General features: G+C 43.8%; 23 protein-coding genes. 21 read left to right on the plus strand and 2 right to left on the minus strand.

From position 1 onward, the window contains the following. From ABXR35_RS23870 to ABXR35_RS23880, 3 genes are all read left to right on the plus strand, one after another. On the plus strand, positions 1–996 hold a 996-nt coding region (locus ABXR35_RS23870), incomplete at its 5' end, for an RHS repeat-associated core domain-containing protein (protein ID WP_367064578.1). Continuing rightward, complete coding sequence (locus ABXR35_RS23875) at positions 993–1,571, plus strand: hypothetical protein (protein ID WP_367064579.1); 579 nt, start codon at positions 993–995, stop codon at positions 1,569–1,571. The genes ABXR35_RS23870 and ABXR35_RS23875, both read left to right, overlap by 4 nt. 418 nt (positions 1,572–1,989) lie before the next feature. Next, entirely contained in the window at positions 1,990–2,475 is a 486-nt protein-coding gene (locus tag ABXR35_RS23880) for a hypothetical protein (protein WP_367064580.1), read from the plus strand. Between the two features lie 202 nt (positions 2,476–2,677). On the opposite strand, the gene ABXR35_RS23885 is transcribed toward ABXR35_RS23880, so the two are convergent. Continuing rightward, positions 2,678–4,120: a YfcC family protein gene (locus tag ABXR35_RS23885; RefSeq protein ID WP_436669411.1), complete on the minus strand. Its 1,443-nt coding sequence runs from the start codon at positions 4,118–4,120 to the stop codon at positions 2,678–2,680. Positions 4,121–4,415: 295 nt separating this feature from the next. Between ABXR35_RS23885 and ABXR35_RS23890 the strand changes: the two genes are divergently transcribed. The 3 genes from ABXR35_RS23890 to ABXR35_RS23900 all read left to right on the plus strand — a co-directional run bounded on the left by ABXR35_RS23890 (position 4,416) and on the right by ABXR35_RS23900 (position 6,837). Then, entirely contained in the window at positions 4,416–5,246 is an 831-nt protein-coding gene (locus ABXR35_RS23890; RefSeq protein WP_367064581.1) for a MurR/RpiR family transcriptional regulator, read from the plus strand. Between the two features lie 80 nt (positions 5,247–5,326). Next, positions 5,327–6,457 carry a M20 peptidase aminoacylase family protein gene (locus ABXR35_RS23895; RefSeq protein ID WP_367064582.1) on the plus strand — a complete coding sequence of 377 codons (1,131 nt, stop codon included), beginning with the start codon at positions 5,327–5,329 and terminating at the stop codon, positions 6,455–6,457. 164 nt (positions 6,458–6,621) lie between these two features. Then, complete coding sequence (locus tag ABXR35_RS23900) at positions 6,622–6,837, plus strand: bacteriocin immunity protein (protein ID WP_367064604.1); 216 nt, start codon at positions 6,622–6,624, stop codon at positions 6,835–6,837. 62 nt (positions 6,838–6,899) lie between these two features. Here ABXR35_RS23900 and ABXR35_RS23905 read toward each other — a convergent pair whose 3' ends face one another. Continuing rightward, the gene (locus tag ABXR35_RS23905) at positions 6,900–7,346 is read right to left on the minus strand and encodes a GNAT family N-acetyltransferase (RefSeq protein WP_367064583.1); all 447 of its coding nucleotides are present in this window, start codon (positions 7,344–7,346) and stop codon (positions 6,900–6,902) included. A 218-nt stretch (positions 7,347–7,564) separates the two neighbouring features. On the opposite strand from ABXR35_RS23905, the gene ABXR35_RS23910 reads away from it, so the two are divergent. The 15 genes from ABXR35_RS23910 (at position 7,565) to ABXR35_RS23980 (ending at position 25,350) form a co-directional block, all read left to right on the plus strand. Continuing rightward, entirely contained in the window at positions 7,565–8,602 is a 1,038-nt protein-coding gene (locus tag ABXR35_RS23910; RefSeq protein ID WP_367064584.1) for a LacI family DNA-binding transcriptional regulator, read from the plus strand. A 630-nt stretch (positions 8,603–9,232) separates the two neighbouring features. After that, entirely contained in the window at positions 9,233–11,212 is a 1,980-nt protein-coding gene (locus ABXR35_RS23915) for a PfkB family carbohydrate kinase (RefSeq protein ID WP_367064585.1), read from the plus strand. Between the two features lies 1 nt (position 11,213). Continuing rightward, a complete protein-coding gene (locus ABXR35_RS23920; protein ID WP_367064586.1) occupies positions 11,214–12,605 on the plus strand; it encodes an MFS transporter in 1,392 nt (463 codons plus the stop codon). Positions 12,606–12,643: 38 nt separating this feature from the next. Then, positions 12,644–13,402 carry a 3-hexulose-6-phosphate synthase gene (gene hxlA / locus ABXR35_RS23925; protein ID WP_367064587.1) on the plus strand — a complete coding sequence of 253 codons (759 nt, stop codon included), beginning with the start codon at positions 12,644–12,646 and terminating at the stop codon, positions 13,400–13,402. 22 nt (positions 13,403–13,424) lie between these two features. Then, complete coding sequence (gene hxlB / locus ABXR35_RS23930) at positions 13,425–14,051, plus strand: 6-phospho-3-hexuloisomerase (protein WP_367064588.1); 627 nt, start codon at positions 13,425–13,427, stop codon at positions 14,049–14,051. 1,246 nt (positions 14,052–15,297) lie between these two features. Continuing rightward, positions 15,298–16,290 carry an SAF domain-containing protein gene (locus tag ABXR35_RS23935; RefSeq protein ID WP_367064589.1) on the plus strand — a complete coding sequence of 331 codons (993 nt, stop codon included), beginning with the start codon at positions 15,298–15,300 and terminating at the stop codon, positions 16,288–16,290. Between the two features lie 13 nt (positions 16,291–16,303). Then, complete coding sequence (locus ABXR35_RS23940) at positions 16,304–16,987, plus strand: hypothetical protein (RefSeq protein WP_367064590.1); 684 nt, start codon at positions 16,304–16,306, stop codon at positions 16,985–16,987. Position 16,988: 1 nt separating this feature from the next. Continuing rightward, complete coding sequence (locus tag ABXR35_RS23945; protein ID WP_367064591.1) at positions 16,989–17,852, plus strand: CpaE/TadZ family protein; 864 nt, start codon at positions 16,989–16,991, stop codon at positions 17,850–17,852. Next, positions 17,852–19,768 (plus strand): ATPase, T2SS/T4P/T4SS family, encoded by a 1,917-nt coding sequence (locus tag ABXR35_RS23950; protein ID WP_367064592.1) that lies wholly within the window; start codon positions 17,852–17,854, stop codon positions 19,766–19,768. The genes ABXR35_RS23945 and ABXR35_RS23950 overlap by 1 nt, the downstream gene beginning before the upstream one ends. Further along, positions 19,761–21,839: a hypothetical protein gene (locus tag ABXR35_RS23955; protein WP_367064593.1), complete on the plus strand. Its 2,079-nt coding sequence runs from the start codon at positions 19,761–19,763 to the stop codon at positions 21,837–21,839. The genes ABXR35_RS23950 and ABXR35_RS23955 overlap by 8 nt, the downstream gene beginning before the upstream one ends. Before the next feature lie 26 nt (positions 21,840–21,865). After that, positions 21,866–22,327 carry an ABC transporter permease gene (locus ABXR35_RS23960; RefSeq protein ID WP_367064594.1) on the plus strand — a complete coding sequence of 154 codons (462 nt, stop codon included), beginning with the start codon at positions 21,866–21,868 and terminating at the stop codon, positions 22,325–22,327. Between the two features lie 71 nt (positions 22,328–22,398). Beyond that, positions 22,399–22,779 (plus strand): hypothetical protein, encoded by a 381-nt coding sequence (locus tag ABXR35_RS23965; protein ID WP_367064595.1) that lies wholly within the window; start codon positions 22,399–22,401, stop codon positions 22,777–22,779. Between the two features lie 55 nt (positions 22,780–22,834). Beyond that, positions 22,835–23,353 (plus strand): hypothetical protein, encoded by a 519-nt coding sequence (locus ABXR35_RS23970; RefSeq protein WP_367064596.1) that lies wholly within the window; start codon positions 22,835–22,837, stop codon positions 23,351–23,353. Continuing rightward, complete coding sequence (locus tag ABXR35_RS23975) at positions 23,340–24,329, plus strand: hypothetical protein (RefSeq protein ID WP_367064597.1); 990 nt, start codon at positions 23,340–23,342, stop codon at positions 24,327–24,329. The genes ABXR35_RS23970 and ABXR35_RS23975 overlap by 14 nt, the downstream gene beginning before the upstream one ends. A gap of 88 nt (positions 24,330–24,417) precedes the next feature. Further along, positions 24,418–25,350, plus strand: a complete 933-nt coding sequence (locus ABXR35_RS23980; protein ID WP_367064598.1) for a copper amine oxidase N-terminal domain-containing protein — start codon at positions 24,418–24,420, stop codon at positions 25,348–25,350. The last annotated feature ends 1 nt before the right edge of the window (position 25,351 follow it).

A 25,351-nucleotide genomic window follows, 5' to 3' on the forward strand; every position in this document is an offset into this window, starting at 1 on the left:
GGCAACCGAATCGAGATGAAGCAGCGCAAATCGGTAATCCGGTATGTAGTGGATGAATCGTCTCCACTCAGTCGGATGCTGATGGAAGTGAACGAAGACGGCGAAGCTTTCGCTTGGTATGTGTATGGACTGGGACTGATTGGACGGGAAGATGCGGACGGACAGTACCTGAGTTATCACAGTGACTTACGGGGAAGCACGACGATCCTGACGAACGAAGCCAGTCAGGTGACGGACCGCTATACGTATGGGCTGTATGGTGAACTCACGTCGCATGAAGGTAGCACAAATCAGCCATTTCGCTACAACGGACGAGACGGTGTCCAGACGGACCCGAACGGTTTATACTATATGCGAGCGCGGTACTATGATCCGAAGCTAAAGCGCTTCTTGAATCGAGATGTGATTCAGGGAACGATTACCGATGGGCAGACGTTCAATCGATATGCGTATGTCAATGGCGATCCGGTTAGCTATGTTGATCCGTTGGGATTAAGTAAGGATTTTGCGGGATGTAAAAAAGGATTACAGAACTCTGCTGAAGCGTCTACTCATGTAGCAGATAGTTCACAAACTGAGAAGTTTTATCGAACAATGTCAGAAAAAGAGTTTAAGAAATTAGAAAAAAATAATATTTTGACCAAACGGACTTCGGGCCAAAGTGAGCTCAAGATTACAGATGATCCTAATTATAGCAAAAGTGATCTGTCTAAACGAAAAAGCCAAAATTCCAGAAAATATACTCATGTTGTAGAATTTGATGTTACAACAGGCACAAAGGATAAATTGCTTAGTATTGGTGGCGTTCAAGAACCTAATCGTCGTCAAGCTCAAAAAACGCTTGAATCTTATGCTGATTATAAAACGGGAATGGTAGAAATTAAATTAGAAAAGAGTAACAATACAAATGAACCAGTAATAAGCTTAGGTTTAGGATTTAGCAAACAAGGACTTGAGATTTTTAATGAAAATATTATAAGGTGGAGACAGATTTGAAAAGTGCGACTTTAGAAGGCATTATACAAAAATATAGAGGAGAAACTGGTACAGTATATCAAACTCGACTAGCTGAATATGAAGCAGAAAAGCAGAAGCTTCGAAACATGAATCAAGAAATAAAACAATTAAATCACCTATGTGTTGAGAAGGAAGTTATATCTTATGTATTAAGAAATCTAATAGAGGCAGAATGGAAGAATGCTGATGACTGGATTGGAGCGATAGTGTATCATCCGTCTTCTATTTATTTGGATTATTTGTTCAAGATATTACGAGTAGTCCATAAGAATGGTCCATATTATTGGGTTTTAAATGTCATCCAATGTCTTCCAGAAGAACTAGCAGATCCTATATTACCTGAATTAAAGACACTAGCAGACCCCATTAATCCAGCTTGGACTGCTTCAGATATTGAGAAATATTTTGAAACTATTGTATGGATGGACGAAGATGCTGAACAATTTTGTTTGAGTTTAGCAAATTCTCCAAGTGAATTAGTAGTGCAAAGAGTAAACTATTGGTTGGAGAATTTTGAAGCAGATAGACTGGAAGAACTGGAAGACGAAGAATAATAATGAACTTCAAGAAAATATTTTTCATGTATTCTTATTAGGCTGCAACCAATTAATACTGTCAAATTCAAATGAAACATTAAATAAAGATTGCTGAATCACTTTATCGAAAAAGCGCATGAACATCCAAAATGTTCATGCGCTTTTTTTATAAATGAAAATAATTCCAAGTGATCCAAATCCAGCGTTATTACGAAAAAGCATAAGACAGTAAATTATACACAGCGGCAAAATCAAAGTATAGTATAAAGAAATTGCAATCCTATCTACATAAGCTTCAATACGCGATCAAATGCAACACGCAGCATCACCGAACCAACCTGGAAGGGAGGTGAGAACCTCAGGCTCTGTTCGGTCAGTTACAGATGTACCCGATAGATCTACACGGTTTCGGGCAATAAAAGGAGTGGACACAATAATGAAATCATCCCGATATTATACTTTATTGCTGACAGGCGCTTTGCTCATCGGCACAATGACGCAAACCGCAAATGCAGCATCTGCGATATCTCCCGGCAATGTAGCTAACAAGGGCGGGGGCGGCGGAATCACTACACAGGATACGTCGGACACAAGATTTGACTATTTTACGGTAACCAAGAAGGATGGAGCATTTGTAGCAGCAAAATACAATTCATCCGGTGACAGCTATGTCGGCTTGAACGTCAAACAAGACGGTCAAATGGTGGTATCGATTGAAAAATACAATTTCTCCACCAAAAAGTGGGACCCGCTGCAAGTGAAACTGCTTAACGGCTCCGCTCGCGTGTATTACCGCGTTCCGACTGACAGAATCTACATTCCGCCAACCCCATACCGCGTCGTTCTGTCTACCACTGGTACAGCCGATGTCGAGATGGAAACGACCTATACATGGGAAAGTGACAGCAATCCTAACGAATGATCATGAGCGATACCAGTAAGCGAATAACCAGTAAGTGCAGTCATTTCGTATCCGCTTATACACATGCAGGATTGCATAGATTATGAAGAATCGATGGGAATGTGTATTGTTGCAAATGAAACTAGGGTATGGTCATCTCACTAGCCAGTATCGCCAAAAAAGAGCCTTCCTCATAGCGGAAGGCTCTTTTCGATAGACAGAATTAAAATGGTCCCCACTTAATCAGCACACCTACAATAATCGAAGCAAGCCCGATTAAGAACCATGTCAGTGCCAGTGGCCACATGAATTTCAGCCAACGTATATACGGAATCCCTGTTGCTGCGAGAATCGCCATCAGTACACCAGAGGTTGGGTTCAGGCAGTTTACGACGCCTTCGCCCATCATAACCGCCTGTACGGTTACCTGACGGGTCACGCCCAGCAGGTCGGACAGCGGCGCTAGAATCGGAATCAGTACGACCGATTCGCCGGAGCCGGAGGAGATGAGGAAATGCAGCAGGGCGCTCACCAGATACATACCTACCGACACGAAGATCGGTCCATGCCCTTGCAGCAGATTGGCGAGTCCATTGACAATCGTATCTAGAATATTACCGTCGTCAAGAATGATCGAGATACAGCGTGCCATCCCGCAGATCAGTGCGCCGTAGACGAGCTTTTGACAGCCGCCGATAAATGTTTTGGCGATGCCATTGCCGCCCATGCCGCCGATTAGCCCAGCAATAATGGCGATCAGGATAAAGGTTCCTGCCATCTCTTTATCGCCCCAACCCAGCTTGAATGTCCCAACCAAGAAGCCAGCGAGACAAAGTGCAGTGACAAGGATGATCAGCTTTTGTTTGCCTGTCCAGACCACGTTCTCGCTATCCTCGTTATCGCTCACCAGCGCCTTACTCGGAAACCAGTCGTTGCCGAGCAGACTGCCTTTGCTGCTTTTCAAGCGGCGCGAATACCATGCCAGATACACGATGGTCGCTGCCACAAAGCAGATATAGATCACGGTGCGCAGCCCGATACCGGAGAATAGCGGCAATTCGGCGATTGTTTGCGAAATGCCCAGCGGTGATGGGGAGAGTAGGGTAGAGTTGAAGCCTGCATATGTACCGAGATAGATCACTGCCGCGCCTAGCATCGCATCCCATTTCAGCGCACGGGCGACGATGATACCGAGCGGGATAAAGCCGATTACCGAATTGACGACAATGCCTGTCGTGCCGAGTATGGAGAAGATAGCGGCGACGATGAGGATAAATAGAAACTGCCGCTCACGGAATTTGTTGACGATGCTATGTACCATACCCGTAATCGCACCCGTTTGTTCTAGTACGGCAATTGCGCCGCCAGTGAACAGGATCAGGAAAATGATCGGTCCAGCATTCGCCATGCCTTCGGCGATGGCAGAGAAGAAGCCAACAAACGTAACTGGCGAACGCTCAACCGTATGGTAGCTGCCCGGTACAGTAGTGGTAATCTCATTGTTCGTAACACGGTCAAATTCACCGGAAGGTACAAAGTACGTGGCAATCGCACAGACGAGCGCAACCAGAAACAGAAGTACATACGCATCTGGCATTTTCAGCCGATTCTTTTTCGGTGCTGGTGATACGGGTGGTGCCGTATCCAAGTGACGGGGAGTATCCATGAGCATTTCCTCCTTTGGGAATAAAGGTTTATATTCGGTGAAACGCGAACATACAGGAAGGAATGAACTGCAACCTGATCATGCCTATTGTGGTGCAGATCATGTAACTGACAGTAGATGTACTTTGCTTGGCAATACGGATGATGACACCTTGTACGTTTGGTAAAGTCATGTAAAGTCATTTGCACATATCCTGACTTTTCTTCGTATCGTTCAGGTGTTATGCTATATCATAATAAAGGATTTCCTTCATTTCAATCATTTTTTGAATTAAAAACTTTAATCGAGGTGATAAATGCTGACATCGTATCAGGATCGTATCGCTGAACAATATGCGTCATTAACAAAAGGCATGAAAAAAGTAGCCGATGCGCTGCTGAATGATCCGACTATTTTTGCCGCTCAGTCTGCCAAAAAGGTAGGCGAAGCGCTAGGTGTGAGCGAGACGATGGTCGTTCGGCTCAGTTACTCGCTTGGTTACCAAGGCTACAGTGAGCTGCAACAGGATGTGCGGCAAGCGGTATACAACATCTATACCGATGTGCATGATCTGCAAGCTACGGGGCAGGCTCAAGATGAACAGCTGCCATACTACCGACAGGCGATGCGACTGGATCAGGTGAATATTGATAAAGTGTCCAAGTCGTTGTCTGATCAGCAACTCAATCTGGCGATTGATCGGTTGGATGGCGCAGATCAGGTGCTGGTGACGGGGCTGAATTTTGGCTTTTCGATGGCGCATTGGCTGTCCTTTTCACTGAATTCGATCAAGGGAAATTGTCGGCTGTATCGCCCGGAGGAGCATATCCATCTGAATTATTTGAACGAGCAGAGTGTGGTGGTCGTGTTTTCGTTCTACCGCTATCTGATGGAGCCGCTATGGATTGCGGAGGAAGCGAAGAAGAAGGGGATTTACGTGATTGCTTTTACCGATTACAAGGCAGCGCCGGTCATTCCGCATGCTGATCTGGTATTCACGCTGGATCTGCCTTCGCGCTCGATTATTCAGATGTCGCCGGTGATCTTCTCGCTGCTGAATGTGATCATTATGGAGATTGCGAATCGAAATGAGGGCAATGTGAAGCAGATTGAGGAGCAGCATATCAATAAATTTTATATTCCGTAAGCTGTCTTGCGGGGCTTGGCATGATTCTCTGAAGAATACAAATACAATATGAATACCAATATGGAAAGGAATGATTTTGGATGACGGTCGCGGCGGATACACAGCTATGTGCAACATTGACGGAGGTATTTGAACATCTTCACGCTCATCCTGAGCTGAGTATGAAGGAATGGGAAACGACGGCATACATCAAGCAATGGCTGGAACAACTGGGCTGCCGGGTGACGGTGTTTGACGATTGCCCTGGTGTGATTGGTGAGATCGGCTCTGGTAAACCAGTCATCGGGTTGCGGGCGGATATGGATGCGCTCTGGCAGGAGGTCGATGGTGAATTTTGTGCCAACCATTCATGCGGGCATGATGCGCATATGACGATGGTGCTTGGAACATTGATGGCGCTCAAGGAAAAAGGAGAACTGCCCAAGGGAACAATTCGTTTTGTATTTCAGCCTGCTGAGGAGATCGGTGCAGGTGCGATTGCGCTGGTAGAAAAAGGCGTCTTTGACGATATGGACTTCTATTTTGGCGTGCATTTGCGTCCGATTCAGGAGCTGCCAGATGGCAAAGCGGCTCCGGCAATTCTGCATGGAGCCAGTCGTGGGGTGAAGGGTGTCATCCGTGGAGACGATGCGCATGGTGCGCGCCCGCATCTGGGTGTCAATGCCATTGAAGTTGCCGCATCTATCGTCAATGAGTTAGGGCATATTCATATCGATCCACGTATTCCGCATTCAGTGAAGATGACTAGTCTGCATGCGGGTGAGACACGCAATATTATTCCGGGTAACGCGCACTTTTCGCTAGATACACGCGCGCAAAGTAATGAAGTGATGGAAGAATTGACCGAAAAGGTGCAGCGTGTCGTGGATAGTGTAGCGATGCGATACGGCGCAGATGTGGAATTGGAGATTGCCCACGGGTTAGCTGCCGCCAAAGTGGATGAGCAGGCGCAGCAGTATATGGCGGAGGCAATCACGGCAGTACTCGGTGCGGAACATACCTCTCCAGCACTGCTAACAACTGGTGGCGATGATTTCCACCAAGTAGCGATCCGTAAGCCGCATGTGAAAGGCACGATGCTCGGTCTTGGCTGCGATCTCGGTCCCGGCTTGCATCATCCGAAGATGAGCTTTAACCGTGATGCCATGTTTACTGGCGTGGATATTTTGACACAGGTATTGCTGATTGCGTTGGAACGAGAAGCGAAATGACGATGTTCATGTAAGCAAGGAAGATGATTGTGTAAGCAACGCCGATGATGGATTGATATAAAGCGAGTCTCCCATTCTATTGTTTTAGCATCTGTGTGATTGTGATATGGACATGGAATTGGAGATTCGCAAAATCGGGTGACAATGGAGGTTGGGTGAAGATAATGGAAAAGCTGAATCGGGAGCAGTTAATAGAACTAGTGCAGCGTATCATGGACGGTGAGGGCAGTGAGAATGAGCAGGATGAATGGCTGGAGCTTTTGGGTCAGCAGGTGCCGCATCCTGAGGTGAGCAATCTGATCTTTTGGGATGAGCGGGAGCTGACGGCGGAGCAGGTGGTGGACGAGGCGCTGAATTACCGACCGATCCTGCTGGATTGAGCGGCAGCTTTTTATGCAATATGTATTCATAAAGAGCTGCCGTATAGTGGTTTGATATGCCTTTATTGGATCACATAATCGACCCAAGGGACAAGGCTGCATCCATTTCGTTCAAAAAATTGCTGTGCGCGCACATTATCCGGCGCAGCGACCCATGCCATATGAGCAAAATCATGATCACGCGTATATGCTAGACATGCATCAAATAACTGCTGTTCTGCCTCGGTATCGCGCAAATGTTCCGCTACATACAGATCGTTCATATTCGTAATAGGAGCGGCTTTCATGCTACTGAATAAAAAGTATAAGGTAGCGAATCCAGCGGCTTTACCATCTTGCTCCAAAATAAATTGAACCCCCTGCTGCCCTGCCGCCATTGTGCGGATTAAGTGATGCAGCTGCTCGGTCGCAGGTAATGGCTTTTTGTAAAAACCACCAATGTATTCTTGCATAAGAGCGGTGATGTCGTGTAGATCTTCTGCTGTTGTTTGACGAATGGTAATATTCATTAGCAACCCTCCTGTATGGATACGGTGCAGTATTGCATTTCTGTATAGCGAATACATAAAGAGAAGTGTAATAGATAATGTATTTTTATTCAGTATAATTGATTTTTATTCTTTAAGGAAAGACGATCCATATAAACCGATGACATGCAGATCATACCTGTTTTTCAGGATGGATGTGATATGATGAGAACACAGATGAAGACGGAAAGGGTTGCGATATGGCAAAAGTAACGATGGCAGATGTTGCCCGACTTGCTGGCGTGTCGAAGAGCACGGTATCCCAGTATTTGAACGGGCGTTATGAATATATGAGTACAGCAACCCGTGACAAGATTGCCGAAGCTATTCAGGAACTGGCGTATCGTCCCAATGTGCTGGCACGTGGCTTGAAGCAAAAGCGTACGTTTACGATTGGGGTCATTGTTGCCAATATGCTGCATCATTTCTCGATTGAGATTTGTCGCGGGATTGAGAGCTATTGCCGAGAGCATGGCGTGAGTGTGATTTTATGCAATACGGATGAAGATGCAGAGCATGAGCAGACTGATCTGGAGCTGCTGCGTGCGAAGCAGGTGGATGGCGTGATCTGTTTTCCATCTGGCAAATTGACTCCGGTGTATCAGCAGCTGGTAGAAGAGAAATTCCCGCTAGTATTTATCGACCGGAAACTGGATGACGTGAATACGCATAGAGTTGTAGTGGAAAATGAACAAGCCGCTTACGATGCTACGCTGCATTTGATTCAGTCTGGCTATCGCAATATCGCCATGCTGACTGCACCACTGTCCATTTCGACGCGTGCGGAGCGGGTCAGTGGGTATCGTCAAGCGATGAGAGAGCATATGCCGGATATAGAACCGTTTGTCATTTCAGAAGAGGTAAATGAATTGCAGCATAGCCTGCAACAGCTTGCACAGTCTGGTAATTTGCCGGAAGCGCTGATTGCTGGGAATGATCTGGTGCTGCTAGAGGTGTTGGCTTTTCTCAAAGAACGCCAATTGCGTATTCCACAGGATATGGCGCTAATGGTATTCGATAATATTCCCTTCGCTGAGCTGTTAACCCCGACACTATCGACGATTGTTCAGCCAGCGCATGAGATGGGAAGAGAAGCGGCAGCACTGTTGCTGCAAGCGATTGAGCAGGAAAATGAATCGAAAAAACAACCGCTGCCTGTACAGGAAAAGCGTTTTGCTTGTCGGTTGATCATACGGGAATCCTCGCAGCCAAGGTTGGAAATCGAAACAGACGCGTAATTGGAATAGAGAGCATATTCGCACAGCGAACCAATAGGAATAACAGAAATGAATCCTGTATCAAGCTGAACGTCGTAGCATTGCTGCTTGCGGCGTATTTGGCATATTCATAGGCTTATTTATATGTAAAGCGGATCTGAACATGGAGTACGCAACACACTTTATTACGTATTTTGAAAAGGGTAAGGAACATATCTCTACACATCCCCATATCAGTTATTTCTACATACAAAATCATTTTGCAAAATAGATAACGCTTACAAAAAAGACTTGTCAGTTGAAAATGACAGGTGTATACTCTTCTCATAAATCGATTTACTAAACCGGTTTATTAAATTGGGAAATAGGGTATTGTTCATTACAGCCACCCAACATAGAACGTAAAACATAGCAAAAAATGACATAGCACCTATAAGCTTCAAACTCACATAGGCATTCCACAATCGCACCATCATACATCTCAATACGATATTGATCGAACACCATTCCATTACAAAACAAACAGTCAAATCATCTATATTCCGCCAAAATTAATTAGCACCGAGCACCGAGCACCGAGCACCGAGCACCGAGCACCGAGCACCGAGCACCGAGCACCAAGCACGCTTAACCGAGAGGAGTCTTACGCACATGAACAATATCATTATCCCCACTTGCGTTCTACCGGAAGTTGTAGCAGGAACGCAGGCACAAGTAGAAGCGGTACAGCGAATCGCATCCATGGGAGCAGCAGGAATCGAAATACGCAGAGAGCTGCTTACAAATCAACAACAGCCTACAGATGAATTGCAGACATGCAGACAAGCCATTGCCCAGAGCACTCTACAAACAACTATCTATTCCGTTCCGATGGAAGTATGGGGAACAGACGGAAGTTTGAATGCAGAGAATATTCGACTCGCGATGAGTGAAGCGAAGCTGCTGCAAGCCCATTTGGTCAAAATGTTACTGGGGCATTATCGTCCCCGTCATTCCAATTTAGCATCATTACAGGATATTTTGAAACCGCATTATTTTCCAAAAATGCAAGCCAATGTCGAACCATCACAATCAGCACAGCAAGATGATCTTCATCCTCAACTCGTCATTGAAAACGATCAGACACCATACGGTGGCGATCCTGCATCCCTGTATCGTTTTTTCAAGGATATGGAGAGCTATATGGAGGAGCATCCGCAAGCACAACGAGTGGGCATGACATTTGATACCGGCAATTGGCTCTATGCCGGTTATGAGGATGGGTTATCCGCCGCTACGTCATTGTCGCCCTACGTGATGTATATCCACGCCAAGCATAGCAAAATGCAAAACGGCAACATCGTTACCGTACCATTGCCACATACGGAGACGCAGCTGCAATCTTGGCAAGCCATGATCCGACAATTGCCAGATACAGCATGGCGAGCGATTGAGTTTCCATTATCGGACGATTCTAGCATACAAGAGTATTGCAATATGCTGTCGGAAGTGGCAGCACAGGGGAGTGAGCATGTCATGAGCGAGTCGGTTCAGCACCATCTTTTATCAGAATCCAATGACCAAATGAACCAGCAAAAGCAAACCAAGCTAGATGTAGTGACATTTGGCGAAGCGATGACGATGTTTGTCGCGAATCAGCCGGGAGAGCTGCATGAGGCAGAGCTATTTCATAAACGCTTGGCAGGTGCAGAGGCGAATGCCGCGATTGGCTTTGCACGACTAGGGCTGGCATCGGGCTGGGCAAGTCGGGTCGGCAACGATGCGTTTGGGAATTTTGTAAAGCAAAAGCTGAGCAGTGAGCATGTCAATGTGGAGCATGTATATACGGATCATATTCGTCCTACTGGGTTCCAGCTCAAAGCTCGTGTCACTTCCGGCGATCCAGAAGTGCAATATTTCCGCAAAGGCTCAGCAGCGAGCGCGTTGCAAGTGAACGAGCTAAAGGAAACGTACTTCACTTCTGCTCGGCATCTGCATATGACTGGTATTCCGCTAGCATTATCGGGAGATAATCGTGAATTTGCTTGGAAAGTATTGCAGGCGATGAAGCAAGCAGGACGGACGATTTCGTTTGATCCGAATTTGCGTTTGCAGCTGTGGCAGGATCAGGAGCAGATGAAAGAGGTCATTCAGACATTCGCCTCTTATGCCGATCTGGTATTGCCCGGTATTGGAGAAGGGGAGTTGCTGACAGGCTCTCGCGACCCGCGCCGTATCGCCGAAGCGTATTTGCAATCCGGTGCTGGTGCAGTAGTCGTTAAGCTTGGTCCAGAAGGTGCCTATTACCGGAGTCATGAGGAAGAAGGCATTGTTCCCGGGTATATCGTGCCGGACGTGATTGATACGGTGGGCGCTGGCGACGGATTTGCTGTTGGGGTCGTCAGTGGCTGGTTGAACGGATTATCTCTATACGATGCTGTCAGTCGAGGCTGCGCGATTGGCGCACTGGCGGTACAGTCGGTGGGCGATCATGAAGGATACCCATCGGAATCCCGATTGCAGCAGTACATGCAGACAACAGACAGATATGAGCAGCAGGAAGCGGCTCAGCAGGCAGGCTTGTTGGAGGATTCGGAAGATACATCATTATTGGTAAAACAGGCAGTACCATTTTCGGAAGGAGTGAATTGAAATGAAACGTTCTCAGGACAAGCTTGCTCAACATCCAGCTTCGACAGCTCAGACGAATCTTGGCAGCCCAGCAGCTGGCGAATTGCCGGCTTCCCGCTGGCTGCGCCTGATCCCGATTATTTTCATCACATACAGTCTCGCTTATCTAGATCGCGCCAATTATAGCTTCGGCGCTGCTTCTGGTATGGCACATGATCTGAATATTTCGGCAGCGATGTCCTCACTGCTGGGAGCGCTCTTCTTCCTTGGGTACTTCTTCTTCCAGATTCCGGGTGCTCATTATGCAGAGAAACGCAGTGCCAAAAAGCTCGTCTTCTGGGCACTCATCCTCTGGGGCGGGCTCGCTGCTTCAACCGGTATGGTTACCAATGTACATGTGCTGATCGTTATTCGTTTTGCTCTTGGAGTCGTAGAAAGTGCGGTCATGCCCGCTATGCTCGTCTTCAATGCACACTGGTTTACCAACCGTGAACGCTCGCGTGCCAACACCTTCCTGATCCTCGGTAACCCAGCAACCGTGCTGTGGATGTCAATTGTCTCCGGTTATCTGGTATCGTCAGTCGGATGGCGTTGGATGTTTATTATCGAAGGTATGCCTGCGATCATCTGGGCATTTATCTGGTGGAAAATGGTGCAGGATAAGCCGTCTCAAGCCCACTGGCTCAGTGCAGACGAGAAACAAGCACTGGAAACCGAATTGGCGCGTGAACAGGCAGGCATGAAGCAGGTGAAAAACTACCGCGAAGCTTTCCGCTCACCAACCGTAATCAAGCTCAGTCTGCAATACTTCTTCTGGAGCATCGGGGTGTATGGCTTTGTGATGTGGCTACCATCGATCATTGCCAAAGCACCAAATATGGATATGGTATCGACGGGTTGGCTGGCGGCTGTACCGTATCTGCTCGCTGTGATTCTGATGCTGGTAACCTCGTATTTCTCAGATAAAATGCAGATTCGCAAAGGCTTCGTATGGCCATTCCTGCTGATCGGCGCATTGGCGTTTTACGGCTCGTATTTGCTGGGACCAAATCATTTCTGGCTTTCGTTTGCTTTACTCGTTGTTGCAGGTGGCGCGATGTATGCACCGTATGGTCCATTTTTTGCCATCGTACCGGAAGTATTGCCGCGCAACGTAGCAGGTGGTGCAATGGCACTCGTGAACAGCTTGGGCGCACTTGGTTCGTTTGCCGGTTCGTATATCGTCGGGTATCTGAATGATCTAACGGGCGGCTTCGACGCTTCCTATATGTTCATGGCAGGCTCGCTGTTATTATCAGCGATTCTGACGATGACAGTGGGCAAGGTGAAGAAACAACCATTAGCTGGAAAAGATACTGCGGCAACCTCCAATAATCAAGAGTGGACAGGCGACATTCACACTACACGCGCCTAATAAAGTAAATAAAGAGAATGGAAAGGGTGGAGACATTTATGCAACATAACTATACAACATCATCCCCAGACACACAGTCGCAATCCCCAATACTATATGCAAATGACGGCTCGGTACGTATTCAATTGGCATTGGATCGTATGACCATCGAGGAAGCGATTGATATGGTGCGTCAGGTTGAACCATGTATTGATTGGATTGAGGTGGGCACTTCCCTGATCAAGGAATTTGGCATGGAGAGCGTGCGACGGATGCGTCAGGCGTTTCCTGATAAAGTGATCGTTGCGGACATCAAGACCAACGATAATGCACGATATGAATTCGAGCTTTGCTTTCAGGCAGGAGCGAATGTGGCGACTGTGATGGCAACCGCACCGGATGCAACGATTGAGCTATGCAGTCAAACTGCACATGAGCACAACGCGCTCATGATGATCGATCTGCTCGGAGTACCACCGGAACGTGCTGCTGCGCTTGAGCAGTATAATACAGATGCCGTATTATGCCAGCATGTCAGCAAGGATTTGCAGGAGCATAGTGGACAGACGCTGGATAATATCCGTTCAACCGATGCAGGAGCATTGGAGAAAAATACTAATGTATCCTCAACCGCAATCGCTGATTCACAGCAACCGATGATTGCGGCAGCCGGAGGCATTACGCTGCAAACACTGCCTGCGATTGTAGAAAACGGAGCACAGGTCGTCATCGTCGGCTCCGCGATTACCAAAGCCGACCATCCAGCGCAAGCCGCGCAAGCTATCCGTGATTTGCTAGATCAACGATCCATTTTGTGAAATTAGAAGGGAGATATTAATCATGACCAACAAAACAACGACATCGGAATCTATCGCTCCAGCACATAAAGAGGAAACCAATCATTCACCTTCCGAATCTACGACAAAAGCAACAAGCATTCTGGAAGAAGTATCTCGTGTTATCGCCCGTGTATCTGATTCATCCGTGACTGAATTGGCAACGCTGCTAGCCAATGGCGGGCGCATCTTCGTTACAGGGGAGGGTCGCTCTGGGTTTATGGCTAAATCGTTCGCAATGCGCTTGATGCATCTGGGTGCCGATTCTCATGTGATTGGCGAAACCGTCACTCCTTCACTTGCTGCCGGAGATATTCTCATTGCTGTATCCGGCTCAGGCACGACAAAAGCTGCGGTCTGGACAGCGGAAAAAGCACGCGAACTAGGCTGTACAATCGTTGCTGTAACTACAGATGAAGCATCGCCACTCGGTCAACTGGCACATCATGTGCTGCACATCCCAGCAGCTACCAAATACCGCCGCGAAGGCGAACCCGCCAGCATCCAACCGCTAGGTTCTTTATTCGACCAATGTACGCATATTTTACTGGATGCCGTTTGCTTGAGTTATGGGGAGCAGCAGCATATTGAACATGGGCAGGCGTTTGCGAAGCATAGTAATGTGGAGTAAATGTATAAGGGAATGGCTAAACATAGCGTGAATGCTATACATCCAATAAATAACGTCTGTATCCAGTAAGTACCAGTATACCTCTAAAGTCTTCTTTCCCAGTAGTTTGCAAATATGCAAATTACTGAAAGGAGACTTTTTCTTTTAGAAATTTATATACGAGTTACGTATTATGTGGAACGATTCGAGAATGTATAGTCAATATTTTGGAGAATGATTTTCTGCCGAATAGAAATTTTTAAAAGTTATTGTTCGATAAAAAGAAGTATTTGTCGAATCAACAAAATTGAGGTGCGGAACTTGTCGGCAAATTTGTCCGACAACTGTCTAAAGAACCTTTGGTACTAAAGGAATAGTTTGTCTTTTTTGTTAAACGACACCTATCGACAAAATAATAGGCATTAATACCTATAAATATATCATACTTTTGTATCATTTAAGTCTTATAGACTATTGTTTAGGTATGTCTAAAGGCTATATTATTTTGAAGGGAGGTGATTCCAATGATGTACTTTTCTGTTAGGGACTCCAACAATAAGCTATATATCATTGTAGAAAATGGGATTTAGAGTAGAAGACAATATATTATACAGCTCTATAAGACACAAAATCGGGGGACGCGTTAAGCTTTCTCAACGTGCTACAGAACTTTTAAATGAAAGTTCCAAAATGCGAGGTGGGCAGACCCGACTGCTTGAAGAAGCACTTGAACATTTAGCTGAAATTAGGTCTTACGGCACATCGGGTATTCAATCCGATTTAGTAGAGATTAAGCATCTTCTACATAGTGTAAATGAAACGATTACCAGAATTTCCAAAGAGGACGATCACAACTAGAAATCCTACGCTCTATCTCAGCAATACAACCATGATGAATATAGGTACTATACAGAGTGAAAATATTTTATTAGGTCATTTGAAAGGCATGTCTAAAGTATTGATTCATCTTAAATCGGATGATTATGTTAATTGTAGCATTTTAATGCCTTTTTGATTTTTAATACGCTACTTCAACTCAAGTACTAATAAAATAAATTCTTATATCAATAGATAAACAAACCTTTCGATTGGTATATATGAACTTGTCATATTGTATGTCCGAACTCATACTACTGTTATTTGTCTCAATGATGTGAAAAAAATAACATGTTTTGTGTTGTCATTTGTATAGGGAGATAGATCATTTTTATTGTGAGTGTCATTTTATGTATATGTTTTAGTTAAGCGAGGGGAGAACAACCATTCCATGTCAAGAATAAGGTTGAGAGAAAAAAAATTGATTTTTGCTGGTCTGATCGGAGCAGTATCTATGCTGGTCATCTGTCTGATTGCTGCGATTCTGTATACCAATCAATTGAAGAATCGGTTTGTCAGTCAGAGAGTAGTGCTTGAACAGGAATTGTCCGATACACAAAAGCAACTGAGCGAAGAAACGATTGCAGTACCTGTAGTTAATAAAGATATTCAGGCTGGAGAGAAGATTGTACTGGATCAACTCACAACGGTTCAAATTCCTAAAACAGCAGTCCCTGATGGTGTGGTTATGGATCTGAAAGATTTAGACGGTAAAATTGCCAAAATTAATCTTCCAGCAAAAAGCCCAGTTACAAGCCTGATGGTGTTTGACGATGAAATGATCACCAATGACGAGCGGAACCAAGAATTCAGCTTGATCGAACTGCCGCTTAAGCTGCAAAAAGATCAATATGTGGATGTACGTATCAAGTTTCCATCTGGTCAGGATTACATTGTTCTAACCAAGAAAAAAGTAGAGGACTTATCTGGTGGAACGGTATGGTATCACATGAATGAAAAGGAAATATTAAATATGTCTAGCGCCATTGTCGATGCTTACATGAATGATGCAACGATCTATGCGTTGTCTTATATTGAGCCTGGTTTGCAAGAAAAATCAACTTCAACATATGCAGCGAATAAAGAAGTTCTAGATTTGATGGATTCTGATCCCAATATTGTGGAAAAAGCAACATCGACACTGGAGCGTACGACGCGTCAGAATTTAGAGAAATCTTTGAATGCTTTAACACCAGCCGATGTACAGAAATACAAAAGTGCCGTTGCCGAGGAGCGGGCATCTGCTGCGAATATAACAACTCAGCAAGACAATAATGGTACACAGCAAGACACGTCATTGAATAGTGGGAATGTACAGGATTCGAATATGTCGGAAGAGGAACAAATTTTCACTGATACGACAGACAGTGTATCCGTAAAGTAATAAAGGAGGACCTATGAAAAGAATATTATTACTTGGTGCGTTGGATAAAACCGATCTGATCTTCTATATGGCGAAGCTGATGTCAAAGCATAAAAAAGTGTTGGTTGCTGACGTTACGGAACATCACCGCTACGAATATGCTTATCCTAAAGTACAAGCAGAGGATGCACCTATTCAACAGCATGATGAATTCGATGTGGCAGAGAATATTCAAAACTATCTCCATTTGGAAAAGGTCATGCAGTCGACAGAGTACGATATTATACTCATCGATGCGGATCATTTGGAAGCTTTGCAATACTGGCCAGTTTGCGATGAATATATTTTAGTTACTTCTTACGAGAATCCAGTTATTCAGCGTAATGCGAAAGTACTGGAAAGTTATTTCCGTGAGAAGCCAATGGCAGAGTTGTTGTCGTTTCACAAAATCATTTATGAAGCTGGCTCAACACTAACAGAGAAAACAATTAATGAAAGTCTTGACCGATTACCGATCGTTTGGGACGAAACGTTTGTTTATTATCCAGATGAGCGTGACATGCAGCAAAAAATTCGTAATCAATATTCCAATATAGTGTCTATCAAAGGATTGTCGCGCCCCTATCGTCAAGTGCTTAGTGAAATAGTCGGTAGAATTACGGACACTCGACCAGCAGTTATGAAAACAATCTGGAAACAAACGGAAAGGAGCAGATGATATGGCCTCAGTTGCTTTTTGGGGAATGCAGCATGGTTTAGGCGTTACGAGCAATATAGCCGCAATTGCAGCTTCTCTTGCACAGGATTACCGTTTGCGCTCCCTGATTACTCAGCCGCAATTTAATGATCATACGCTGGAATGGGCTTTTCGTACATCCATGAGTCGTCATAATCAGGAGTACCTGAATAAGGATGGTATGATGACAGGCTCAGGTATGGATGGGTTGGAACGTGCGGTTCGTAGTAGCAAGCTTGAACGTGAGTCCATCAAAAATAATACGTTGGTTGTTGATCCAGATAAGCTGGATCTGCTGCAAGGAAGCAGTAAAACCAGCTTGTCTCAATTTGAAAATTCACAGGATATTATGGAAATCGTTCTACAGCGCGCTAAGGAATACTATGACACTGTACTAATTGATGTACATTCAGGTACTAACAACTCTATGATTCATACCATAATGAACAATGCAGATATGATTATTGTATGTGTAGATCAGAATATTCATGTGCTGAACAAATTTTTTAAAGAGCGTGAACAATGGCCTGTCTTTTTACAAAACAAGCCTCATATGCTGATGATCGGAAAGTATGATCCGAACTCCAAGTATCGCATCAAAAATATCGCTAACAAATATGGATACAAAGAAAAGATATTAACTATTCCTTATAATGCCGGATTTAAGGACCATTACAATGACGGTGACGTAAAAGGGTTCGTATCCAGAAATATTAATGTAGGCAAATATGATGAAAACTATTTCTTTATTCAAGAAACACGTCGAGCGGTTCAAACTATTTTGACAGAGATCGGTATTAATACCCAGGTCAAGCATGTGGATAGTCTTGAGAAAGGAGTATCCTAATGAGCTTAAGCGCTATACTCAATATGGCGATTATTTTGATCCTTGGTATTGGCGTAATCATTTGGTTGCTCTATACCCTATTTAAAAAGCCTGGTGAAGTTTCTAAGAAAAAAAGCAATACTGATATGGAACACCTACAACTCAAAGAAATTCAGTATTTTGTTTCTTCCAGTATCAATAACTTTATTAGTACGAACTTGCTGGATCTAGGTTTATCAGAAGAGGAATACAATCGTCGTAATGCTTTGCGTACAGAGCTGCAAAGTGCACTAAAGTTTGCAAACACTGGAGACATTAAAGAAAAGATTTATATTAAGCAATATATCTTTGATCTACTGAATATGAATTATGGAATCACAGATCAGAATATTGATTGGATTATTCCCTTTGAAGATGTAGAAAAGTTGACCGATCAGGATCAATTCGAGATTTTGATGTATATGTATAAAAAAGAGTATGGATTTAAAGCACTAAGTAGATTAATTGAAGATTATGACTTAGCTCGTCCCAAATTTATTATTGAAGACGGTCAAGCAGAATCATTTATTATTACTTCACAAGAAATACAAAGCATTTATAAAAAGAATATGCATAAGTTACTTGAGTTTGATGACAAGCTAAATATTATCGTGCAACGTATTTATCAGAACTATAAAGGATTTGGCGTTATCGATGAAATCCGCGATATGGCGATCGATGGTGTAAGCGGAGGCGCATCCGGTATTCCAGAAAGCATGCAGGTCATCGAAGATGAAATGGAATTGATGCATGGTATGAAATCCGCCAAAAAAGATGGCTATAACAGCATTTGGATTTTCTATCGTGGTAAGTCAGTGCATTTATCCTTTCTCACCTTTGGCGATGAAGCTGAACTGAAACGGATTTGCCAAAATATTTATAAGTATGATAATCCCGGACAATTGACGGAAAGCAATGGCTATATGGTCAATGATATGAAGGATGGGTCACGTGTCGTTGTTGTACGACCTCCAATGTCCGAAAGTTGGGCTTTCTGGGTTCGTAAGTTCGATACGCCCAATATTGATCTTTCCAAATTGATCAATGATGAATCTGCTGTAAACGCCGAACTGGCAAGGGATATGACTAAGTTTTTGATGAAGGGTGAGCGAACGACCGCATTTACCGGTCAACAAGGTACCGGTAAAACAACGCTTGCTATGGCAGCCATTAAATTTATTTCTGCGGTACATAATTTGCGTATTCAGGAGCTGGCATTTGAATTAAATCTTCGACGCCTATACCCAAGTCGCAATACGATAGCATTCCGTGAAACACAAACAGTAAGCGGTTCGGAAGCATTGGATGTACAAAAGAAAACAGATGGTGCAGTAAATATTCTAGGCGAGGTTGCCACTGATGAGGTTGCGGCATGGGCTGTCAAAATGGGTACTGTAGCTAGTCGCTTTACACTTTTTACCGCGCATCCACGCACGTTTGAGGATTTGATCTTTTACTTGCGTAACGCACTGGTTAACAAAAAATACTTTACGGATCAGCGATCAGCTGAAGAACAGGTAGCCAAAGTAGTAGAGTACGATGTCCATTTGGAAAAAGACCATTCTGGTAAACGATATATCGAACGCATTACCGAATGTACATTTATCCAGCATAACGATGAGACAATTGGAGCTATCCAGCAGCTTGCCAATAATGCTGATAGTGTGGAAGATCAGCTGAAGACACTTGTTGCTGTTCAATTGGAAGAGTTGAAGCATAAAACGATGCGTCCATGGAAGGCACACAATATTGTGGAATACCGAAATGGAGAATATGTAGCTGCTCATCCCCCTTCCGCTGAAAAAGTAAGATCGATGCTGTCTGTTATGTCAGAAAAGGATGGACAGGAGTTCAGGCAGTTTCTTAAAAAACACTGGGAGCATGTAAATTATGGCTAACCTAAAAGTCGTTGGCGGAATATTGATCGTATGCGTTATTCTGCTAATTGTTTCGGCTATTGTTTATTTCCTCGACCGGCGTAAACGTAAAAAGCTCGCTTTGAACGCTACAGTAGTCAGCCGTAGAACACAAAAGCATGCCGAGAATGCACGAGTAGCTCGATTGTATCAACGTGCCTATATTCAATTTCTGAAATACCCGGTATTGCGTCGTCAGGTAGAGCGCGTCAAAATTCGACTGGCTACAGTTAGCGAATACGATGAATCTACACTTCGCAAAGAAACGATGAAAATCACGTTGCGAACACTTGGTATTTTGTTTGTAGGTGTACTTGTCTGTGCGATATTCAGCAAAAGCTTACTAGCCACCTTATTTGCAATGGCAGTGGCTGTATTGCTGAACAACATCCTAATTTCCATTTTTGTTAAACGAGTTGAAGATCGACTGTTAATCCAATTCGTGAATTATTTAGAAGATAACCGACACGAATATCAGGATGCCAAAATGGTGGATGAAGCGATGTATCAGGCAGCATTGAATGCACCACACGCTGTACGTTTGCAAATTGAACGTATTCATCGCATTTTGACTGGTAAAGAAGTTCACACTGAGCTGAACACCTTTTATACTCTTGCACCTAATCGCTATTTGAAAATTTATGCTGGTGTATCACATCTTGTGCTGGAGTATGGCGATAAGATGCTGAGTAAAGGTTCAATGTATTTGACATCGCTGCATAAAATGGTTCGTGAGATTCGAGACGATTTGATGCGACGGAATAAGCTTAGCTACCGTCTTAGTAACTTATCTCTCATTGCATTGATTCCTATTTTACTCTCGTTTCTTGTTGTATCGTGGGCAGAATCGATGTTTCCTGTAATGAAATCCTTTTATGATGGGCGCGCTGGATATATTATTCGGCTACTGCTGTATACGGTCAGCATTGTGTGCTACATGCTCGTACGCAAAATTAGCGAGATTGAGGAAGCAAAATATATTGCTCCCATTGAGCGAAAACGGTGGGAAGCATATATACTCAATCTTCCGTTTATGCATTTTATCGTGCATCGGCTTATGCCGCACAAGCGTAGTACTGCCTTCCACCAAATGAAACGGTTGTTGAAAGATGCGAATTCACCGTTAACGCTGGAATGGTTCTATGTTCAACGAATGATTGTTAGTGTAGCTGTTTTTGTTATCACGATTGCCCTATCGGTATTCCTGCATTGGAATGCTGTATATCAGATTAGTCATACCCCAACCGTAACAGAGGCGAGTCTGATCGGTGCTACCACACCAGAAGAAAAAGCCGAAGCGATGGAGACGACAAATTTGGATAATCAGATTATTGCTGAGGCGCAAGGAGGGGGTGAAGTATCCAGAGATACCATCCGCGAGCTGGTGCAGCAGTCCTATAATCAGCAAACAAGCAGTCGCGAAGTGAACAATACAGTGAATCGAATCACCGAAAAAATAGTCATGATGGATAGCGAATATTTTAAATGGTACGAGCTTTTATTGGCAATTGGGTTATCAGTTATCGGATATTATATACCGTTCTGGATTTTGCTTTTCCAGAAGCGGATGCGTTTGATGGAGATGCAAAACGAAGTGGATCAATTTCATACATTGATCTCCATCTTGATCCAGTTTGATCGGATGGATACTCAGATGATCTTGGAATGGATGGAACGCTATTCACTGATTTTCAAGCCAGCCTTGCTCAAATGTCTTAATGATTACGATCAAGGAGCGGAAAAAGCAATTGTGCAGTTAAAAGAAGATGCGCCTTACCCAGCTTTTGTGAAAATCATTAATCGATTACAGCGCTCGGTAGAGAAAATTCCGTTGCTATACGCTTTTGATGATCTGGAAAGTGAGCAGGAGCATCATCGTGAAATGAAGATTGAGCGTATGAATCGTGTCATTAATCAAAAGGTATTCTGGGGAAAAGCCTGTGGCTGGACACCTGCCGTGTTTCTGCTGATCTTTTTCTTAGTTGGACCTATGTTATATGTATCCATGATGAATATGGCAGACATGATGAGTCAATTGCAATCTATCAATTAAAATTCAAATATTAAGGGGATAAAAAAATGGAAGAGAATGCTTCAAAAGGATTATCACTGACGGCTACCATCTTTTTAACAATTGGTTTGATCACTATCGCAGTTTCGATTTACTTTATCGCAGTAGCTGGTACGAAAACGGCACAGGACGATATGTCGGGCTTGACGAATACGTTGCAACAAAGCAAATTTTCTGCTTATGACAATTCCATTGTATCGGGCAGTCAGATTATTAACGTAGTTCGACAATATATGAAGCAGGATGCATTTGGAGTAACAGTAACGACAGGGAAAGGCTCTACAACCACTTACGGAAATGCCTTTGATGCAACGACAGGTGAAGTAACTAGTACATCAAAGAATGAAGATTTAACCAATGCACAAAGTCAATCAGAAGCTGGCTATATTAATCCATCAGGACGTTTTTTGTCGAAAGTAGTTACCGATAAAAACGGAGTCGTTCGAGGTTTGATTTTCCAACAAAGATAATGTAAACCGCATTCCCCTTTACTGGGGAATGCACCTTCCTTACATACAGATGATCATGAAAGGAAACCAACATGGAAGAGAACACGAGCAAAGCGATCACATTGGCAATAACGATTCTTGTCATGGTTGGCATTTTGAGCTATTTGCTCATATCCTTGCAAATTCAGGATCGTATGGTGTACACCGTCAGTCAATGGACAGAAAATAGCGATCACCGTATAGCACAAACCTATGAGCTAGTTAAGCAAGAAACCTACACAGGAGCACAGGTACAACAAAGTCTTAATAATATTTTACAGCTTGATGCAGATATCGAAGTAAACGGAAGATTATATCCTCGCAATAATAAAGTAGAAAGTTCCGATGTACAAAGCATCGATATTCATAAAACATACATCGTTCAGTATCGGTGGGACAGCAATGGGATCATAACCAAAATTATCTTTACGTAAGGGGGTGTCCGTTCTGAGCAATATTAATCCCCTGGGAGCAGTCCTAGGCATCATTATGACGGTACTGCTAGTATTCGTATATCCAACCTATCAGGCAGCCGAAAGACAGGATACACTTACCCAGATTGTTATTCATAAGGCAGTGACCGAATTTGTAGATGCTGCCAGAACCAAAGGATATATTAGTCCAAAGATGTACAGTGACTTTACTGATCAGTTGGGATCTACCAATAATGCATATACCGTAGAAATCGAGCATTTGCACAAAAAATACAATCCTATTTACTCAGATCCGGCAGATCCAACGACCTTTCAACAATCTTTTCAGGATTATTACGATGGACACTATACAGAAGAAATCGAAAAAGTCATGTTTCCGTCCACTGTTATGTCAGCGGATAGTGATAGTCGCAAATACAAAATGAGTGCTGGAGATTTTATTACCGTAGAAGTAAAAAGCAAAAACCCAACACTGGCTCGAACCATCCGCTCGTATTTGATTGGAGAAGCGGCGGATAATAGTAGCGATATTTATATGACGTACTCAGGGATGATACTTAATGAAGATTATTAACTGGGCGATTGTGATTGTACTGATGGTATTGCCTATGTACTTGATCCTCGATTTTAGAACATCTGCGATGACGGTGGTCCAGCGGGAAGAGGATAAATATGATGCAGCATTAAGAGCAGCTACACAAGATGCTGCTGCCCAACTGAATACTAACGTATCTCAGGAATATGAAGCAGGGTACGGATCGGAGAAATACTTTCGCGCCAATAAAGAACTGGCACTGGATACGTTCTATCGTTCGCTATATTTGAACTTTGGTGTAGTGAATGATCTGACAGGGCAGGGTACACTCAACGCTTATCTACCGGCTATCGTCGTTACAGATTACGACGGATATTATCTGTATGTCATGACCGAATATAAAGGCTCAGATGGACAGGTGCAGTACAAGCATACATGGCGCCCCAAAAAGCCATATGCCTATTCGGATCAGAGTGGGAATACGATTAACTTTTCATTGGATGGATTCGTTAAGGTGTATCAGCGATCTACTGGTACATGGATCGAGGGTAGACAAGTAGATTTAAAAGGGAAAACCTCTGTCGATTTATTGAATCATACCGATCAGTTTGAAGCCAAACGGCGAGAAGTGATTGTAAGCAGTATTCAACAAGATTTGCAATATTTTATCAACAAACATAATCAGTATGCCTCTAGAAATGGAATCAGCTATATATTCACATTACCAACGATTGATCAGGAAGAATGGACCAATACGATTGATGATATTGGTATTATAGCCTTTTTGCAGGGGATTCCCATGGGAGACCAGGCGTATAACAACTACGCATTAGGCAGCGGTAGATTGGTCAAAACAACATCGGTCGTTGGAGCTGTAGATCCCGATACAGGTACGAAATATGCGTACAATGCAACATGTACATTTCCATATGAGCCTCAGGAGATATTTAGTAACAAAAAAGAAGCAGCGGCAGCAGGGTATTTTCCAAAAGAATGTGTGAATGGGCAGAAATAAGTAGATGGGAAACGAAATTATAAGGATAGGAAGCAAGATAATAGAGTTGAAATAAATAGTAATGTAGAGATGAAAGGGGAAGATTTTGATGAATATGAAACAACTGGCAATGACAACACTGGCGAGTTTGATTCTTACTAGTGTTATTGGGACTATAGCTCCGGTAGCAAGCGCAGCGACATCGAGTGTAGAGGTATTGCTGAATGCACGGAAAATGAGTTTTCCAGATGCGAAGCCGTTTCAGGATGAGAACAGTGCGGTTATGGTACCGATTCGGTTTGTATCCGAGAAACTGGGTGCAAAAGTAGGCTGGAGCAATGTTGCTGGTAGACAGACCGTTACATTGAAAACGGACGATCATAGCGTGGTGATGACGGTTGGATCGACGACTGCTGTGATTGATGGGGAAAGCAAACAGTATGATAGCAAGGTGATATTGAAGCAGAGCCGGACGTTCGTGCCATTACGTCTAGTGAGTGAGGGCCTGGGTCAACCAGTAAACTGGGATCAGGTGGGGAAATGGGTCTGGATTGGTAGTAAGGATGTGCCGTCGATTACGGATCTGAACTTGAAAAAGCAGTCGATTGCGTCCGTGAAGAAATATTTTAAGACAAATGACTATTTTTTGAAAAATTCGGCGGATAAGCCATACAAAGAAGCAGCAATTCTGCAAGTAAAAGATCTGCCGGTGAAGATCGACGGTGTGACGATTTACGACATTCAGCCAGTAAACATTGACGGGGGACAATACTTCCGAGTACGGACGGACCGATACAGTCAACCGTTGTTGTATCTCACCAAAAAAGAGGATTTTCGGTTACGCTCAGATGTTACTAGAATGATGACAAAAAATGGTGATAAGACTATGTTTTATTACTTTAATTTACTGTCACACGCTGATGTTGATTTACAGGGGATTGTAGATAAAAACCCGCTACGTGCAAAGGATTTGGACTATGTAATGATGTCAGATACACAGGAAAATTCACTAGTATTGCTGTCCAATCCATGGAGGCAATAGG

Origin of the sequence: Paenibacillus sp. JQZ6Y-1 (assembly GCF_040719145.1) — a bacterium.
Lineage (GTDB): Bacteria > Bacillota > Bacilli > Paenibacillales > Paenibacillaceae > Saccharibacillus > Saccharibacillus kandeliae.